Origin of the sequence: Brevibacillus borstelensis (genome assembly GCF_037834415.1) — a bacterium.
Classification (GTDB): domain Bacteria; phylum Bacillota; class Bacilli; order Brevibacillales; family Brevibacillaceae; genus Brevibacillus; species Brevibacillus borstelensis_A.
Map to the genome: position 1 here is coordinate 42,633 of NZ_JAUMSJ010000033.1, position 16,390 is coordinate 59,022.

At 53.6% G+C, this 16,390-nt stretch carries 13 protein-coding genes and 9 tRNA genes; 4 read left to right on the plus strand and 18 right to left on the minus strand.

Annotated elements, in window-relative coordinates; genetic code table 11:
* Nucleotides 1-42: 42 nt before the first annotated feature.
* The gene (locus tag Q3F21_RS20915) at nt 43-351 is read left to right on the plus strand and encodes a DUF3817 domain-containing protein (protein WP_340257419.1); all 309 of its coding nucleotides are present in this window, start codon (nt 43-45) and stop codon (nt 349-351) included.
* A 106-nt stretch (nt 352-457) separates the two neighbouring features.
* On the opposite strand, the gene Q3F21_RS20920 is transcribed toward Q3F21_RS20915, so the two are convergent.
* The 7 genes from Q3F21_RS20920 to Q3F21_RS20950 form a co-directional block, all read right to left on the minus strand.
* A tRNA-Ser gene (locus tag Q3F21_RS20920) sits at nt 458-546 on the minus strand.
* A 165-nt stretch (nt 547-711) separates the two neighbouring features.
* Entirely contained in the window at nt 712-2,130 is a 1,419-nt protein-coding gene (locus Q3F21_RS20925) for an aldehyde dehydrogenase family protein (protein WP_340257421.1), read from the minus strand.
* 54 nt (nt 2,131-2,184) lie between these two features.
* Nucleotides 2,185-3,546 carry a 4-aminobutyrate--2-oxoglutarate transaminase gene (gene gabT / locus Q3F21_RS20930; protein ID WP_340257423.1) on the minus strand — a complete coding sequence of 454 codons (1,362 nt, stop codon included), beginning with the start codon at nt 3,544-3,546 and terminating at the stop codon, nt 2,185-2,187.
* Between the two features lie 44 nt (nt 3,547-3,590).
* Complete coding sequence (locus Q3F21_RS20935) at nt 3,591-4,862, minus strand: peptidase (RefSeq protein ID WP_340257425.1); 1,272 nt, start codon at nt 4,860-4,862, stop codon at nt 3,591-3,593.
* A 13-nt stretch (nt 4,863-4,875) separates the two neighbouring features.
* A complete protein-coding gene (locus Q3F21_RS20940; RefSeq protein ID WP_340257427.1) occupies nt 4,876-5,553 on the minus strand; it encodes a 3-oxoacid CoA-transferase subunit B in 678 nt (225 codons plus the stop codon).
* The gene (locus Q3F21_RS20945) at nt 5,535-6,227 is read right to left on the minus strand and encodes a 3-oxoacid CoA-transferase subunit A (RefSeq protein ID WP_340257429.1); all 693 of its coding nucleotides are present in this window, start codon (nt 6,225-6,227) and stop codon (nt 5,535-5,537) included. The genes Q3F21_RS20940 and Q3F21_RS20945 overlap by 19 nt, the downstream gene beginning before the upstream one ends.
* 18 nt (nt 6,228-6,245) lie before the next feature.
* The gene (locus tag Q3F21_RS20950; protein WP_340257431.1) at nt 6,246-7,598 is read right to left on the minus strand and encodes an aspartate aminotransferase family protein; all 1,353 of its coding nucleotides are present in this window, start codon (nt 7,596-7,598) and stop codon (nt 6,246-6,248) included.
* Nucleotides 7,599-7,740: 142 nt separating this feature from the next.
* Here Q3F21_RS20950 and Q3F21_RS20955 point away from each other — a divergent pair, with 142 nt between their 5' ends.
* A complete protein-coding gene (locus tag Q3F21_RS20955; protein WP_340257433.1) occupies nt 7,741-9,300 on the plus strand; it encodes a PucR family transcriptional regulator in 1,560 nt (519 codons plus the stop codon).
* Between the two features lie 6 nt (nt 9,301-9,306).
* On the opposite strand, the gene ablB is transcribed toward Q3F21_RS20955, so the two are convergent.
* Entirely contained in the window at nt 9,307-10,146 is an 840-nt protein-coding gene (gene ablB / locus Q3F21_RS20960) for a putative beta-lysine N-acetyltransferase (protein ID WP_340257435.1), read from the minus strand.
* 352 nt (nt 10,147-10,498) lie between these two features.
* Between ablB and Q3F21_RS20965 the strand changes: the two genes are divergently transcribed.
* Nucleotides 10,499-11,230 carry a glycerophosphodiester phosphodiesterase gene (locus Q3F21_RS20965; RefSeq protein ID WP_340257437.1) on the plus strand — a complete coding sequence of 244 codons (732 nt, stop codon included), beginning with the start codon at nt 10,499-10,501 and terminating at the stop codon, nt 11,228-11,230.
* Between the two features lie 62 nt (nt 11,231-11,292).
* Here Q3F21_RS20965 and Q3F21_RS20970 read toward each other — a convergent pair whose 3' ends face one another.
* The 4 genes from Q3F21_RS20970 to Q3F21_RS20985 form a co-directional block, all read right to left on the minus strand.
* Nucleotides 11,293-12,258 carry a TIGR01212 family radical SAM protein gene (locus Q3F21_RS20970; RefSeq protein ID WP_340257439.1) on the minus strand — a complete coding sequence of 322 codons (966 nt, stop codon included), beginning with the start codon at nt 12,256-12,258 and terminating at the stop codon, nt 11,293-11,295.
* A 270-nt stretch (nt 12,259-12,528) separates the two neighbouring features.
* A complete protein-coding gene (locus Q3F21_RS20975) occupies nt 12,529-13,767 on the minus strand; it encodes a glycosyltransferase family 2 protein (RefSeq protein ID WP_340257441.1) in 1,239 nt (412 codons plus the stop codon).
* Between the two features lie 252 nt (nt 13,768-14,019).
* Nucleotides 14,020-14,096: transfer RNA gene (locus Q3F21_RS20980), tRNA-Glu, on the minus strand.
* 43 nt (nt 14,097-14,139) lie between these two features.
* A tRNA-Leu gene (locus Q3F21_RS20985) sits at nt 14,140-14,221 on the minus strand.
* An 805-nt stretch (nt 14,222-15,026) separates the two neighbouring features.
* Here Q3F21_RS20985 and Q3F21_RS20990 point away from each other — a divergent pair.
* Nucleotides 15,027-15,287, plus strand: a complete 261-nt coding sequence (locus tag Q3F21_RS20990) for a hypothetical protein (RefSeq protein WP_340257443.1) — start codon at nt 15,027-15,029, stop codon at nt 15,285-15,287.
* 580 nt (nt 15,288-15,867) lie between these two features.
* Here Q3F21_RS20990 and Q3F21_RS20995 read toward each other — a convergent pair.
* The 6 genes from Q3F21_RS20995 to Q3F21_RS21020 all read right to left on the minus strand — a co-directional run bounded on the left by Q3F21_RS20995 (nt 15,868) and on the right by Q3F21_RS21020 (nt 16,378).
* Nucleotides 15,868-15,944, minus strand: a tRNA-Arg gene (locus tag Q3F21_RS20995).
* Between the two features lie 6 nt (nt 15,945-15,950).
* Nucleotides 15,951-16,024: transfer RNA gene (locus Q3F21_RS21000), tRNA-Cys, on the minus strand.
* A 4-nt stretch (nt 16,025-16,028) separates the two neighbouring features.
* Nucleotides 16,029-16,104: transfer RNA gene (locus Q3F21_RS21005), tRNA-His, on the minus strand.
* Nucleotides 16,105-16,126: 22 nt separating this feature from the next.
* Nucleotides 16,127-16,200: transfer RNA gene (locus tag Q3F21_RS21010), tRNA-Trp, on the minus strand.
* Between the two features lies 1 nt (nt 16,201).
* Nucleotides 16,202-16,278, minus strand: a tRNA-Met gene (locus Q3F21_RS21015).
* Between the two features lie 9 nt (nt 16,279-16,287).
* A tRNA-Ser gene (locus tag Q3F21_RS21020) sits at nt 16,288-16,378 on the minus strand.
* Between the last annotated feature and the right edge of the window lie 12 nt (nt 16,379-16,390).

The following is a 16,390-nucleotide window of genomic DNA, read 5'->3' on the forward strand; positions in this document are numbered from 1 at the left end:
AGAATAAGTGATGACTGGTTTTATTTACTGGAGGTGTTCAACTTGCTAAAAACGCCCCTAGGCCGCCTGCGCTTCATCGGCCTCATCGAAGGAATATCTTACCTCGTCCTGCTTGGAATTGCCATGCCACTGAAATACCTTTTGGAGATGCCAATAGCTGTGAAAATTGCCGGTTCCTTGCATGGCGTGTTTTTCGTGTTGTTCATGCTGGCACTCGCTCACGTCTTTTTCGCAAACCGATGGTCTATCCTCAGGGCGCTCGGCGCGTTTGTCGCTTCTTTGATCCCGTTTGGAAACTTCGTTCTCGATGCGCAATTGAAAAAAGAAGAGGCTTCCATGAAGCGCTCTTAATATAAAACGCTTGACGAAAGAAAATCGTCAAGCGTTTTTACGCGGCATCGACCCGGTGCATGCAAATAAAAAAACAGGCTTTACACCTGCTTGTCATGCTTTCATATGGCGGAGGGAGAGGGATTCGAACCCCCGTGACGTTGCCGCCTAACGGTTTTCAAGACCGCCCCGTTATGACCACTTCGGTATCCCTCCGTATAGTTGAACAAGTTTTACTATAGCACAAGGACGCCTCTGTTGGCAACATTTTTTTACAAAAAGAGCTTCCCGCAGCAGAATCCGGGAAGCTCTTGTTCATACCGCCAACCATCCGGATGGCTATCAATCTCCTCTTTGACCAAAAGCATCCGCTTTCCTGGATCAGCGCTTTACCACAACCAATTTCAACTCTGTAAGCTCTTCTATCGCGTATTTGATCCCTTCCCGGCCCATGCCGCTTTCCTTTACCCCGCCGTAAGGCATATGGTCGACGCGGAAGGTCGGGATGTCGTTAATCATGACGCCGCCCACATGCAGCTCGTCTGCCGCCTTCAAAGCAAGGGACAGGTTTTGCGTATACAGTCCGGCCTGAAGACCATAGCGAGAATCGTTCACGAGCTCGATTGCCTCTTCTACGGAGTCCACCCCATTGATCAGGACGACTGGTCCAAATACCTCCTGGCAAGACAGCTTGGCGTCTGCCGGAACCCCGGTCAAAACGGTGGGCTGCAGCACGCGGCCGTCCACTTTCCCTCCGCATTCTACACGGGCGCCCCGCTCCTTGGCCTCTTCGATCCAGGCAAGCGCCCGATCTGTTTCCTTCGGGGAAATCATCGCGGAATAGTCCGCATCCTCGGACAACGAGTCCCCGCCGACCAGCTTTTTCGTCTCTGCCACAAACCGCTCCACGAATTTCTCGTACTCATCCTTTACTACATAAATCCGCTGTACGGAAATGCATACCTGCCCGGAGTAAGCGAATGCTCCAAAAATGCAGCGCGGAATGACCTCGTCGAGATTTACGCCCTTATCGATGATGACGGCCGAATTGGAGCCCAGCTCCAGCGTTACCCGCTTTAGTCCAGCCCGATTGCGGATGTCGATTCCGACGGCCGGACTGCCGGTAAAGGTCAGCGCTTTTACCCTCGGGTCTGTAACGAGCAGGTCGCCTACTGTTGCCCCGCTGCCCGTCACGACATTGAGTGCTCCGGCAGGAACTCCGGCCTGCTCGGCAACCTCCGCCAGAAAGTAAGCGGAGAGAGGCGTCTGGGATGCTGGCTTGAGCACCACGGTATTCCCCGCCGCCAATGCCGGCCCCACCTTATGGGCGACCAGATTCATCGGGAAGTTGAAAGGAGTGATGGCGCCAATGACGCCCAAAGGCTCGCGCACGGTATAAGCGAGGCGACCTTCTCCGCCGATAGCGGCATCCAGCGGCAGTGTCTCGCCATGTATCCTTTTCGCTTCCTCCGCAGCGAATTTGTAGGTCTGGATTGTGCGGATGACTTCGCCGCGAGCGGTTTTGATCGGCTTGCCTGCCTCAAGCGCGATAATCTTGGCAGCCTCCTCCAGACGCTCGTTCATGATGAATGAAATTTTCTCCAGGATCGCCGCACGCTGGTAGGCCGGCATCCGGTGCATTGCCGCCGAAGCCTCCTGGGCTGCGGCAATCGCCCGCTCGACCAGATCGCTGTCCGCCTGCGCGATTTCGGCTATCTGCTCCCCGCTGTACGGTGCGTAGAGGGGCGAGTAGCTTTTGGCCTCCACCCACTGTCCGCCAATATAGCACGCTTTTTTCATCCGTCCAGCCTCCCTCTCTTGTTTTCCCGTCGTACGTCTTCTGTCCGCCTTGTTCTAGCTTTGCGAAGGCGTACACAGTTCCTCCAACACTTTCTCCATCACACCCAAACCTTCCTCTAACTGCTCATCGGTTATTACGAGCGGGGAGAGAATGCGGATGACATTACTGTAAAGTCCTGCAGTGAGCACAACGAGGCCCCGCTGGCAGCAGGCTTGCGCAATTTTCGCCGTCAGCTCCTTGTCCGGTTCTTTGCTCGCTTTGTCTTTGACGATCTCGATCGCGCACATCGCTCCGATCCCCCGGGCGTCCCCTACCTGTTCAAAGCGTTGCCGAAAGCTTTCAAACCGCTGCAAAATGCTGTTTCCGATCTGATTGGCCCTGTCCATGAAGCCTTCTTGCTCCATCATTTCGATCACCTTCAGAGCAGCGATACAGCCGAGCGGGCTTCCGCCATAGGTGCCGCCGATCTCCCCCGGACCTGGGGCATCCATGATCTCGGCGCGGCCGGTAACTGCACTGATCGGCAGACCGGCCCCAAGCGATTTGGACATGACAAGCAAATCCGGCTCTATGCCAAAATGCTCCACGGCAAACATTTTGCCTGTGCGCCCAAATCCGGTCTGTACCTCATCGGCGATAAACAGGATGCCGTATTTTTCGCAAATCGCTTTTACTCCCTGGACGAACCGCTTGGACGGCACGACGAACCCGCCTTCGCCCTGAACAGGCTCCATAATGACCGCTGCGACTTCATCCGCTGGCACTTCCCCGAGGAAAAAGTCCTCAAAGCGGCGCAGTACCTGCTCGTCGCATTCCTCCGGCGTCGCTCCTGCCGTCGCGCGGTAGTAATACGGATAGCTCATCTTGTATACATCGGGAGCAAACGGGCCGAACTGGTATTTGTACGGACGCACCTTGCTCGTCAGGGACATGGCCAGCAGAGTGCGGCCATGAAAGCCGCGTTCAAACGAAATGATCGCTTTTCTCCCCGTGTACTTTCTGGCGATTTTGACCGCATTCTCCACAGCTTCCGCACCGCTGTTCAAAAAGAATGTCTTCTTGGCATGCGTCCCAGGCGTGATTCTGTTCAAGGTTTCTGCCAATTGGACATACGGCTCGTACATCATGACGTGAAAGCAGGTATGAATGTACTGATCCAGCTGTTCCTTCAAAGCTTCCACGACGGAGGGCGGACAGTGACCAGCATTGATCGTCCCGATCGCACCGGCAAAATCGATAAACGTATTCCCGTCGACGTCTGTCAACAGCGCCCCTTCCGCTTTCTGGACAAAAGTCGGCAACGTGTTAAACGGACCGCGCGGCACATTGCCTTCCTTCCGCGCCAGCAGCTCCTGAGCCTTTGGTCCCGGAATCTGTGTTTTGATCTGAATGTATTTCGTTGTCGTCGAATCCATTTTGATCTGCTCCCTTCATCCTTTTTATGTTTTGGAAGACCACATCACTCTTGTTCGTAGCCGCACCATTCCAAGATCGTCAGGGCAAAAATTTCGGCGCAGCGGAATACTTCGTCCAACTCGACAGACTCGTTCGGGTAATGGGCGACAGCCGTTGTACCCGGGCCCACGATGATCGCAGGAGTGTCGGCCAAGGTTGTCAGCAGCCCGCCATCCGTCCCCCATGGAGAAGCTTCCACGACCGCCCGCTCGCCGGTTGCCTTGACGAATTGCTCCTGCAAAATCTCCATTAACGGGTGGGCTTCCCCCACATCGCCGGGCACCCAGCGCGCTCCGTACCACTCCAATTCAACCGGATGCTCCGAAAACCACGGGTCGTCATTCGCCAGAGCCGCCAGCGCCTCCGCCATTTCCCGCTTCGCGTCTTCCATCTGTTCGCCAGGGGCTACCCCCATTCGTCCCTCTAGCTTGACGAGATCGGCTACGGAAGACGGCCATTTGCCTCCTTCGATTACACCGATGTTGATCGGGATCGGTATGGGCAGCTTCGCGTACAGCGGATCGGCAATGCGATCATTGCGCACTTTTTCCAGCTTCGCGATTGCGCTTACGACCTGCAGGCTTTTCTCGATGGCGCTTACCCCTTCGTAGCGTGTGCCTCCATGTGCAGAGCGTCCTTTCACCTGCAATCGGAACCACATCGAGCCTTGCTGCTTGGGGAAAATCTTCATGTTGGTCGGCTCCGGGATCAGGGCCGCATCCGCTTTGTAACCGCGAAGGATCGCCGCGAGTGTTCCCGCGCCGCCGCTTTCCTCCTCTACGACGCTTTGAAAGATGACGTCACCCTTCAGCCGGATGCCCAGCGCTTGCAGGACCTGAATCGCCAGCAGCGAAGAGAGGTTGCCGCCCTTCATGTCGGTGGAGCCTCGACCGTAAAGCTTCCCATCCTCGATCTCGCCGCTGAAAGGATCGTGAGACCACTGGTCCGGGTCGCCCGCGGGCACCACGTCCACGTGTCCGTTCAAAATGATCGAGCGGCCGCCGCCGGTTCCCTTCCAGACGCCGACGACATTCGGACTGCCTGAAAACTCGGTTCTCGGCGAGACAAAGTAGGGATGCTTCAGCAGCTCCTCTCCTCCCATCACCCACAGATCCACTTCCATTCCCATGGCGTGAAGCGTCCGGGCGATTTTTTCCTGGATGGAGCGCTCCTCTCCCTGAACGCTCGGCTCGCGGACCCACTCCTGAAGCAGTTCTGTGGCGGCATCCCGCTCCTTTTCGATTCTCTCGCGTATCAGCGCTTGCCAGTTTGTCATCGGTATCCTCCCTTTATCGGAAAACTCTGACCTCTTCGTCCATTCTCAGTTCCGCTTCCGTGGCTCCGATCACATCTGCCACGCTATAGGGGTACATGACTTCTTTCAAATAGAGGCCATCCCCCCGAATCTCCATGACGGCCATATCGGTGATGATCAGATCGGCTGCGCCTACCGCAGTCAAAGGGAGGGAGCATTCGCGGACAATCTTCGACCTCCCGTTTTTATCCAGATGCGTCGTCAGGACCATGACCTTCTTTGCCTTCTGCGCCAGCTCCATCGCGCCGCCCATGCCAGGCACACGCTTCCCGGGAACAATCCAGTTGGCGATGTCTCCGCGCTCGCTTACTTCCAGAACGCCGAGAATGGTCATATCTAATAGGCCCCTGCGAATGATCGCGAAAGCGGTGGCGCTGTCAAAAAAGGAAGCTCCGGCTGCCAGTGTGACCGGAAAGCCGCCTGCGTTGCACAGCATCGGGTTTTCTTCTCCCGGAGAAGGGCTTGGACCCGTTCCGAGAATGCCGTTTTCCGCGTGAAACATAACGCTTTTGTCTTTTGGAATGAAGTCTGCAACCAACGTGGGAATGCCGATTCCTAGGTTGATGATCATGCCGTCCTCGATCTCTTGCGCTGCCCTCCGCGCTATTTTTTCACGAAAGCTCTCCGTCTCTTTTACTTCTCCCACGCCCATTGCCAGTTTACCCCCTCGCTTTTCACGATGTAGTTGACGAAGACGCCAGGTGTGACGATCTCTTCCGGACACAGCGCTCCGATCTCTACGATTTCGTCTGCTTCGACGATTGTGATATCGCCCGCCATCGCTACCAATGGATTGAAGTTGCGGGCACTCGTCTCGTAGACGAGATTGCCGAAGCGGTCGGCCTTTTTCGCGTGAACGATGGCTACCTGCGCAGTCAACGGAGTTTCCAGCAAATATTCCTTGCCGTTCACCAGCACCTTTTCCTTTCCCTTTTCCGCGATGGTGCCGATGCCGATGTCGGATAAAATCCCGCCCAGGCCGACTCCTCCGGCGCGAACGCGCTCTGCGAGGATGCCCTGCGGACAAAATTCCACCTCCAGCTCGCCTGCCGTCATCTGGGCCCCGGCATTCGGATTGGAGCCGATATGAGAAGCGATCACTTTTTTTACCCGCCGCTCTGCCACCAGCTTCCCTACGCCGATATGGGGGAAAGCCGTATCGTTGCTGATCAGTGTGATGTCTTTGATACCCTTGTCGAGGATGCCCTGGATCAGGGTAGGTGGATTGCCAACCCCGCCAAAGCCTCCCGCTATGAGCGTCATCCCGTCGTGAAAATGGGCGAGTGCTTCTTCGACTGTGATTACTTTGTCAAACTGGTTTGCCATGTGTCCTCCTCCCCTGGGTCAGGTCAGTTGCATTTCCTGTCTCAATTCTTCCTGTACACGCAGAACAGACTTTTTCAGCAGATCCACAAGCTCGTCGATTTCCGCAGTCGTAATCGTCAGCGGCGGGGAAAGGATAACCGCATCGCCCGCTACGCCCTCCAACCCGCCTGTCGCCGGATAGACGAGCAGACCGTTTTCAAACGCCCGAGCAATAACCCTGGATGCAACTCCCTTCGACAGCGGGAACGGCTCTTTGGTCCGCTTGTCTTTGACAAACTCCAGGCCGCACAGCAGCCCCAGGCCGCGAGCTTCCCCGATGAGCGGGGACTCGTCTGCCAGCTCCCGCAGTTTTCTGAGCAGGTAGGCGCCCTGTACGGCCGCCTTCTCGACCAGGTTGTGGGCTTCGACGTAGCGGAGCACGGCGAGCGATACGGCGGCGGATTGCGGGTTGGCGCTGTACGTGTGGCCAGCCATGATCAGACCGGAGCCGCGTGTGATCGTGGCGATGATCTGTTCCGTCGCCATGGTTGCAGCCATCGGCGTATAGCCGGCGCTCATCCCCTTGCCGAGCGTCATCAGGTCAGGCCTGACGCCCCAGTGGTCGATCCCGAACTTCTCGCCGGTCCTGCCCACACCCGTCATCACCTCGTCGGCAACAAACAAGACGTCGTACTTGTCGCAAATCTCCCGGATGCGTTGGAAGTAGCCGTCAGGAGGCACGACGGCGCCGCCTGAGGCACCGATTACCGGTTCGGCGATAAACGCGGCCACCTGATCCGGACCTACCCGCAAAATGGCAGTCTCCAGCTCATCGGCGCAAAGGCTCGCGTACCGCTCCAGAGACATCCCATCCGGCCTGCGATACGGATACGGCGGCGAAATCGCGGGGTAATCAGCCAGCAACGGAACAAACCGCTTGCGCCGCAGCACGTGTCCGGACATCGACAGGGCCCCCATGGTGATGCCGTGATAGCTCATCCAGCGGGAGATCATTCTCGTCTTGGAAGGCCGCCCTTGTTCCTGCCAATACTGGATCGCGATCTTTTGCGCCGTCTCCGTGGCCTCGGAGCCGCTGTTCACGAAAAAGCTCCAATTGAGCTCGCCGGGGGCCCATTCGGCAAGCTTGGCTCCCAATTCTTCGACAGCCTCGCTGCTAAAGTGCGAGCGGTACGCGAAGGAGACCTTTCGCGCTTGCTCTCCCATCGCTTCGGCGATCTCTTCGATGCCGTGGCCAATGCTGGCCGTTACCGCACCGGAGCAGCCGTCGATGTATCGTTTGCCCGACGTGTCGTACAAGTAAATCCCTTTTCCGTGCGAAACCCGGGGATACTCTTTGCCAAGCTCAGGCTTTATCACATAACTTCTCTGCATGCTAGCCACCTCTCCTTCTCTCTTCCCTTATCGTAACGAATGAGGATGACGGTGCCATTCGACTGGCTGGAAGAAAAAGCGTGACAAAGAGACGGAATGTTTTATACATTTTGTATAAAGAGATTCGTAGGGGGTTCGAAAAATGACGATCACCATACGTGAAGCGCTGCAGCTCCCTGACATGGTTCAGACTCGTTTGGTCGGTGGCGCAGAGGGCTTGGACAATCCCATCCGCTGGGTGACGATTGTCGAGGTATTGGAGGATGTGGGACGGCTGCAGGAAGGCGAGTTTCTGATCACGACCGGCTTTGGGCTGGCCGAAGACGCAAAGCGCCGAGCCGCCCTCATTCCGGCGCTGGCCAAGCGAAAACTGAGCGGCATCGCCTTCCATACCGGCTTTTATTTGCGGGAAATCCCCGATGATTTGATCCGCATGGCTGACCGTCATCAGCTGCCGCTTATCGAAATACCCGTTGAAATGAACTTTTCGACGATCACCAAAGCAATCCTTCAGCCGATCGTCAACCGGCAATTCGAAACGCTCGCCTATTCCCAAGCCATTCACCATCAGATGATTGAAGCCGCCCTCTCCAAAGGCGGGCTGGGAGCGATCGTGGAAAAGCTCGCTACGCTGACCGGAGGCCGGGTTTCTTTGACAGATGCGCTTGGCTTCAAGGTGTACGGCAATCAGGAAGGGGAAGCTGCCCAACAGGCCGAGGGGAGCAGCGACAGGCAGGAAAAGGAGCAGACGCACACCGTCGAGATACGCGCCCATCGCGAGAAATTCGGCACACTGCGATTGTCCAAGCCCAGGGAAGAGTGGAAGGAGCTGGACGATGTGGCCCTGCAGCACGCCGCGACGCTCTGCGCCATGGAATACATCAAGGAAAATGCAGTGGCCGCAACGGAATGGCGGCTGAAAGGCGACTTCGTGGAAGAGCTCCTGAGCGGCACGGAGCTGGCTTCAGCCGAGCTGGAGAGCCGCTGCCGCATGCTCGGCTATCCGCTATCAGGCGCTCATTTTGTCGCTGCCCTACAGGTAGAGCCCTCTTCGGACCGTCCTTCCTTCGAGCTACATCAAGCCTGCATAACGCTCATGAAGCGGCTGTTCGATTCGCACAATCGCCCCTACTTGCTGCGCGAGAGGCCACATTCGCTGTTTTTCATTATGCAGCATGACCAGACCAGCCTCGCTTTGCTGGAACAGTTCACCGCTCGTTGGGACAGACTTGAGCGCAGGCACAGCCTGCGAGTCGGACTGAGCTCCCCCCGCGGACGGCTGACTGACCTGGCCGAGGCCGTGCAGGAGGCGCTCTTTGCCCTGCAAGCGTACCCGCTGCTGGTCCGCTCGCCCGCTTTGTTGTCCTACCAGCACATGCAGGGCTATCAGTTTCTGTTTCCCTATCGCCACAAAGCCGAGCTGCTGGAAGCGATCTGGAAGCCGCTTCTTTTTCCTTTGCTGCGCTACGATCAAAAGCATAAGCAGCAGCTTTTGGAAACGCTGGACATGTACCTGATCCACAATGGAAACGGATTAAAAGCGTCTCAAGCACTATATATTCACCGGCATACGCTCACATACCGGCTCACGCAAATCAAAGAGAAAACAGGCTGTGATCTGGACGACGCTCACCAGCGGTGGCAGCTGCAGCTGGCGCTGATGGCACGCCGACTGCAGGAACAGCTCTTTCCGCCGGAGTAAGGAACGCTACTCCCAGGTCGGACGCAGCGATTTCACCCATATGTTCATGTCTTCATAGCCGGAAAATATCGTACAATTATTGATTAAACGGCCTCGATACGTATATCCGTGCTTTGCCGCAGTTATATTCATTCCGGCCGATTGGGCCCGGGTCAGGGTGTACAAGTAATAAACGCCCTGGCCTTTCATCTTTTGCTCCAATGCGGTAAAGATCGGCTGAAGCAGTCCTTTCCCGGCATGCTCCGGATGCGTGGCACAATCTGTCAGCTCCGCAGAACCGAAACGCTCCGTCACCTCCGCAGAGGCTGCACAGGCTATGCGGCCCTTGTGCTCGGCGACGATATAATGGGTTGATTCCCTCATCGTTTTGCGAACGTACGCAGGGTCATCCATCGGCGTTGGATAAGTGGCAAATACGATGCGGTACAAATTCGCAAGCTCCTCGGCATCCTCTTCGGTCGCCTCGCGCAAGCTGTATCCGTCCGGGAGCGGTTTCGTCTCAACCTGCTTGGACAAGCTGAGCTGAAGAATCTCCTCCTCAGCCAGATGATGCGTGGAGGTCGCTCGCTCCTCTGTTAAAAAGCTGGCGAGCATATGCGCATTTTCTCCCCGAAAAAACCCGTCGATGACACCCTCCTGGCGATAGCCGAGAGTAAGCCAGGCAGGCACATCCTTTCTTTTTGCGTACACAATCAGTTTTGTCGCTTCAGATTGTTTGGCGCATTCAATCATTTTCCCGTGCAATTCAGAGATGGCTTCCGGGTCGTAAACGTGCACTTTCACACGCTTGCTTCGCTGATCGATAACCAAATCTCCTGTTGAAATCATGGTAGACACATCAAGCATGCTGATCCCGCCTTTCCTTCGCTTGCTGCTATTTTACCATGTTGTTCTGTTCATTCATCCTCCAGACTGTACAAAAACGGCGCAGGTATTTGACGAGTTCCAATCCTAGCAGACAGACATAGGATAAAGTACGCCAGACTGCCGAAGGGAGAGAATCAGATGAGTTGCAGCCGGAACAACAACATTACGCTTGTGCTTGTCCTGTTCGTATTGCTCGTTATTGTGCTTTGTTCGTGCACCTGAATGATGAGCCAGCCGCCTCTCTTCTGGTTGTAGCGAGGGGCGATATACATATGTATGTAATAAGGACCACTTGTGCAGGATGAGCCACGAACGGAAGGAGGAAGCTCTCGTGACGCCACTGATCTACGCACACCGCGGTGCTTCCGGGCGCTATCCGGAAAATACAATGGAAGCTTTTCGCGCCGCTGTGCGACGTCGCGCAGATGGGATTGAGCTGGATGTCCAGTTGAGCAAGGATGACAAGGTGGTCGTCATTCACGATCATCACCTCGAACGGACTACCAACGGACGCGGAATCGTTCGCCAACACACCTGGAATGAGCTGAAAAAATTTCGTGCAGACAAAGCCGTTCCATCTCGTCAAAAACACATCCGCATCCCTTCTTTGCGCGAGGTGCTCCAAACGTTTGCCCCGACGAAACTGCGTTTCTGCATCGAGCTAAAAAACTTTTTCTATGCCCAGCCCCAACTGGAGGAATACGTGATCGGGCTGATCCGCCAGTACGATTTAACGAACCGCACCGTCATCTCCTCTTTTAACTTTGACAGTCTGCTTGCAGTCAAGGAGCTTGACCCCCATCAGACGACCGCTTTGCTGTACATTGGGCCGCTTATGAACCCATGGGAAGTGGGGCGACGGTACCGCGTCGACGAATTGCATGTCCCCAAAGACGAATTGACTCCCGACTTGGTCAGCAAGGCGAAAGCGGATGGGTTCCGGGTCCTCGGTTGGACCATTAATTCGACAGCCGGCATACGGGAAGCCGCACGAATGAACGTTGACGGCATCATTACCAATTACCCGGGCAGGGCGAGAAAAGCGTTAAGCAAACATCCCTGAGGGGGAAAACGCAAAGAGGGCGGCTCACTGTCCACAAGAGACGGGTGAGTACGCCCTCTTTCCTATCGAGAACACGGTGTATAAAACTTCCCTTGCCAGCTGTTTCTGCGAACGATCTCGGCATCAATTCCGTTCAACACTTCCCATTTTTTCCGGCTCCACATCGGACCGATGAGCAGATCAGGAGGTCCGTCTCCGGTGACGCGGTGCACAATCATCTCCGGCGGCAGCATTTCCAGTGTATCTGCCACCAGCTTGGTGTATTCTTCCTGTGTCAGGAACTCCAGCAAGCCTGCTTCGTACTGTTTGACCATCGGAGTCTTGCGCAGCAAATGGAGCAGGTGGATTTTAATGCCTTGCACATCCAGATTCGCCACCGCTTTGGCTGTCTCCATCATGTCCTTATGCGTTTCGCCCGGCAAGCCGTAGATAATATGCGAGCAAACCCGGATGTTGTGCTTTCGCAGCTTTTCTACACCGTCCAGGTAGCACTGATAATCGTGAGCGCGGTTAATCAATTGCGCCGTGCGTTCATGTATGGTCTGCAGCCCCAGCTCGACCCATAAATACGTGCGCTCGTTCAGCTCCGCCAAATATTCCACTACGTCATCCGGCAAGCAGTCCGGGCGTGTTGCGATCGAAAGCCCGACTACGCCTTCCTGTTTCAGCACGACTTCATACATTTCGCGGAGCTCTTCCACAGGGGCGTACGTATTCGTATACGCCTGAAAGAAACCGAGGTACTTGGCTGTCGGCCATTTTTGATGCATCCTGTCTTTTACGTCGTGGAACTGCCTTTCCAGATCCATCCGACGATCGCCGGCAAAGTCTCCCGATCCTCTGGCACTGCAAAACGTGCAGCCCCCCGTTGCCACGCTGCCATCCCGGTTCGGGCAGCTGAATCCGCCGTCCAACGGTACTTTAAACACCTTCTCCTGAAAGGTTTGGCGAAGATGGTAGTTCCATGTATGATAACGTTTGTCGCCCCACATCTGCGGGGTTTCCAACGGTTTTATCTGCGTATTCATCATGTTTTCTCCCTTCTTGACCGCAATGCTTCCTCGAAATCGAAACGTAGGCTCGGCGAAACCTCATCTGAGTCCGACAAAAACTTCTGAGAGAGCGTACAACTTCGACTATATATACTTCATATATACTTCCCGCGACACGGGGATGCTGCTCACCTGTAAAGCTGCTTCAGAAACGGCTTCTCCATTATACCAGACCGAGAGGCCGAAATGGGAACCGCAATACAGGAAACCACAGGGCACCATTCCCTGTGGTTGTTTTGCGCTGTGCTATTGTTGTATCTCCTCGATACGTATCGCGCGAGTATGGGATGTGTGACTCCACACTTGATTCTTCTTGGTAAAAAACGCATAAAACATGATCGGCAGCCACGTCAAGAAGAAGAAAGGCAGCAGCAATAAGCCGAAATACCCTTTCCACGGAACTTTATCGAGATAGAGAGCCAGCAGGGGCAGCATGTAAAAGACAGCTGTCGACCCATACACAAGCCAGGTTGGCAAAATAGTTGCGACCGGCATGAGCATTTCGATCTGCAAAAAGCGGCCCAGGAACAGAATCGACATCATCGTCACCATCAGCACATACATCGGCTGGAACAGGTAAAAAGCCGCATCGAGCATGCCCAGCTTGCGCTTGAGTAAGCCATTTTTCAACACCGAACCGATATAGCGGCCGGCAACATCGTAGTGACCCTGCATCCAGCGCAAGCGCTGGCGCATCGAAGCTTTCAGATCGATTGGCTTTTCATCCCACACCTTTGTATCGTGTGCCCACGTCGGGTAGATCCCCCGCTCAATGCATCGAGTGGCAAACTCCAGATCTTCCGTCAAGCTGGTTGCTCCCCAGCCCATCTCTTTTAGTAAGCTGCTTTCAATGCAAAGGCCTGTTCCCCCCAAAGTGTTAGGGAGTCCAAGGTTGTGACGCGCCAATTGCCACATCCGGTTGGTGAACCAATAGGTAACCGCATATGAAAGCGTAATCCACGAATCAAATGGATTTTTGGAGTCAAGGTATCCTTGGATAACCCGCGCTCCTTTGCAAAGGCGGTCATTCATGACGCGTAAAAAGTTCTTTTCTACCAAGTTGTCAGCGTCAAACATAACGACGGCATCATATTGCTTCGGCCGTGCCCAAAGATTTTCCAACATCCATTCAATCCCAAAACCTTTGCCTCGCTTCGATGCGTCAAAACGCTCACAAGCGTAGGCTCCGTGCTGACGTGCGATCTCAGCAGTATTATCCGTACAGTTGTCACAGATAACAAAAATATCGTACATCTCACGGGGATAATCAAGCTGCTTCAAATTCTCGATGAGCGGCGCAATCACGGCGCTCTCATTGTGTGCTGCAACCAGGACGGCAAATGTTTTCTGCGGCTCATGGGTAACCTGCTCCTTTTTGCGGAACAGGCCTGCACATGACACAAGTGTCTGATACGTACTTACTACACCTACCGTACTAGTAAATCCGATGAACAGTCCCTCAATGATCTCTTTCAATTCACTCATGGATTCTTCTCCTCGACCTAAATCTTGTTTTTTTTCTTGATTCAGGCAGTGTTTTTCCAAATTTTTACTCTAATCTATCTCTCAATTGGGAGTGTACCTCAAAATCCCGCATATCGCAATGACCCAAAAGTGGGAAAAAAAGAGGCACTTCTATCACCATTCCCACCTTTATTCAGTTCTATTCGAATCCATGCCAGTAGGCAGAAAAAAAAGCCTTCAAAAAGGCTTGGTCTGGAAACGATATGCCATAAATGGTGACCCGTAGGGGATTCGAACCCCTGAATGACAGCGTGAAAGGCTGCTGTGTTAAACCGCTTCACCAACGGGCCAAGGTTGCAGGATTTCACCTGGCTTCAGAAATAATCGCCATAATGCGGTCGGCGAGACTCGAACTCGCACGGGTCGCCCCGCCACCCCCTCAAGATGGTGTGTCTGCCAATTCCACCACGACCGCAAGTTAATAATATGGAGTAAGTGAACCGAATTTCCGACCGACAGCCTTTTTCGTACGGAAAGTTATGCTGATGCTCAAATTATGCGCTTGTCTTAGCCTTTTCGTCAACTTGAGGGCAGTCCGAACTGCTTCCGGCTGATTCACTAACAATTACGAAGTATACACGGTTATTGTTTTCAAGTCAATAGAAATTTTAGGACTCCTTGTTTCTTCCTATATAATATGCGTTTCGACAATAATACGAATTCTTCGCGAAGCTCCTTCACCTTGTTACCTGCAAAAAAACACACCACCCAAAAAACAATCAGAACTGACCTCGATGTCAAAAATTTGACATATATTCGACACAAACAAATGCTGTGCTAACTGTTTCTGTCGATCAAGAAACGGGAGCGTTCCTATCTTCCTATTTATCCCATCTATGCTTGCGACTCTTTGATTATAATAGCTCAACAATCAAACATTATTTTCCTAATATAGACAATTTAGGGAGTTTATGTTATTGTAAAATAGGTTTACCAAAGGAGCCAATGGTCGGAAACGCAGTTTTCGATAGCAGAAAGCTTACTTTCCGTGACCGCTCAAAGTATGAGGATGGATGACACCGGTTTTGCCATCTATTCCCATTTAACTAAAATAATGAGTCGATACCTTAAAGCCACTGGCATTTGGCCAGTGGCTTTTTTATGTCCAGTTCCTCTAGCTGCATTCGTTATATAACTGCCGAAACGAAAAGGCTCTCTTGGATACAGAGGACCATTTCAGGTAAAACTGAGTGTACATTGGTTCTTTACGGAGGTAAACCATGATTCCCGATGACATCAAGCGTATCCTACATGATATCCGATTAATTGGAGGCGGGGTCAAGAAGTACGAGCATCCCGATGATTGGCAGCTGATCCGCAACCTAATCGGAGAAAAAATGGATGTAGATTTATCCGATGCAACACCCGCATACTGGGATGAAGTCAGAGCATCCCTTGAGAAAGAGAAATCCGAGGCTACAAAGATCGCAGATAGGCGGTATTTTGGCGGGCTATACCATTACAATCCTTTTGTGGATTGAAGGCACCTTAGGTTGTACCTCTCTTTTGAAGCGTAAACAATCGCTTGTTCGCGTTTTTTCTCCAGCTTTCTTTCTTCTCCCCTTCTCCTCGGATTACTCGATTTTGTCTACAAATTCGTATCCTCGATCTGCATTTTGTAAATACAGACCGCCTTTGCTTGGTTTTTCGATAAGAAGATGAAAGTACGACTGCAGACTTAAGCTGCTGTTGTCCTCGGCGAGAGCACAGCGAAGACATTCCCACTGCTGTTTTGTCAACATGACTGATGGTGGTACCCCGTGTTGTGCTCGCTAACATGCCTACTGCTAACCCGTCGTTTCGGTTGTATGCCACGATGGCCTTACGAAGCAGAAAAAAAGCTACCCAATAAAACTTTTCCCTTGCGCTTTTTATGTGTAGATATCACAAAAACCTCCTGCAGACTAAACATAGTCTGCAGGAGGCTCTCATTCTAACGGCATACTGCCGAATTGTTCTCGCTTTCTCCTCGTTCGTGGAGCGTAAAACCATTGAAGGTTCAGATGGCCTACCGATTATTTTTTGGATAACGAACATAGAGATAACGAAGTTTTTAAAGGATGGCGTCCCAGGAGAGATTCGAACTCCCGACCGACGGCTTAGAAGGCCGTTGCTCTATCCAGCTGAGCTACTGGGACGCGATATGGAGGGAGTACCCGGATTTGAACCGGGGGTGAAGGTTTTGCAGACCCGTGCCTTACCACTTGGCTATACTCCCATGATGGGGCGATCGATGGGACTTGAACCCACGAATGCCGGAGCCACAATCCGGTGCGTTAACCACTTCGCCACGACCGCCATGTAAAAAACCCAATCTGTTTGGCAGGGGCAGTAGGAATTGAACCCACACCAAAGGTTTTGGAGACCTTCGTTCTACCTTTAAACTATACCCCTATGGTAGCGGCGGAGGGGCTTGAACCCCCGACCTTTCGGGTATGAACCGAACGCTCTAGCCAGCTGAGCTACACCGCCATGCGGATATGGCGGAGAGTGAGGGATTCGAACCCTCGCTACGCTTGCGCGTACTAACGGTTTAGCAAACCGTCCCCTTCGGCCTCTTGGGTAACTCTCCGTATAGTATGCA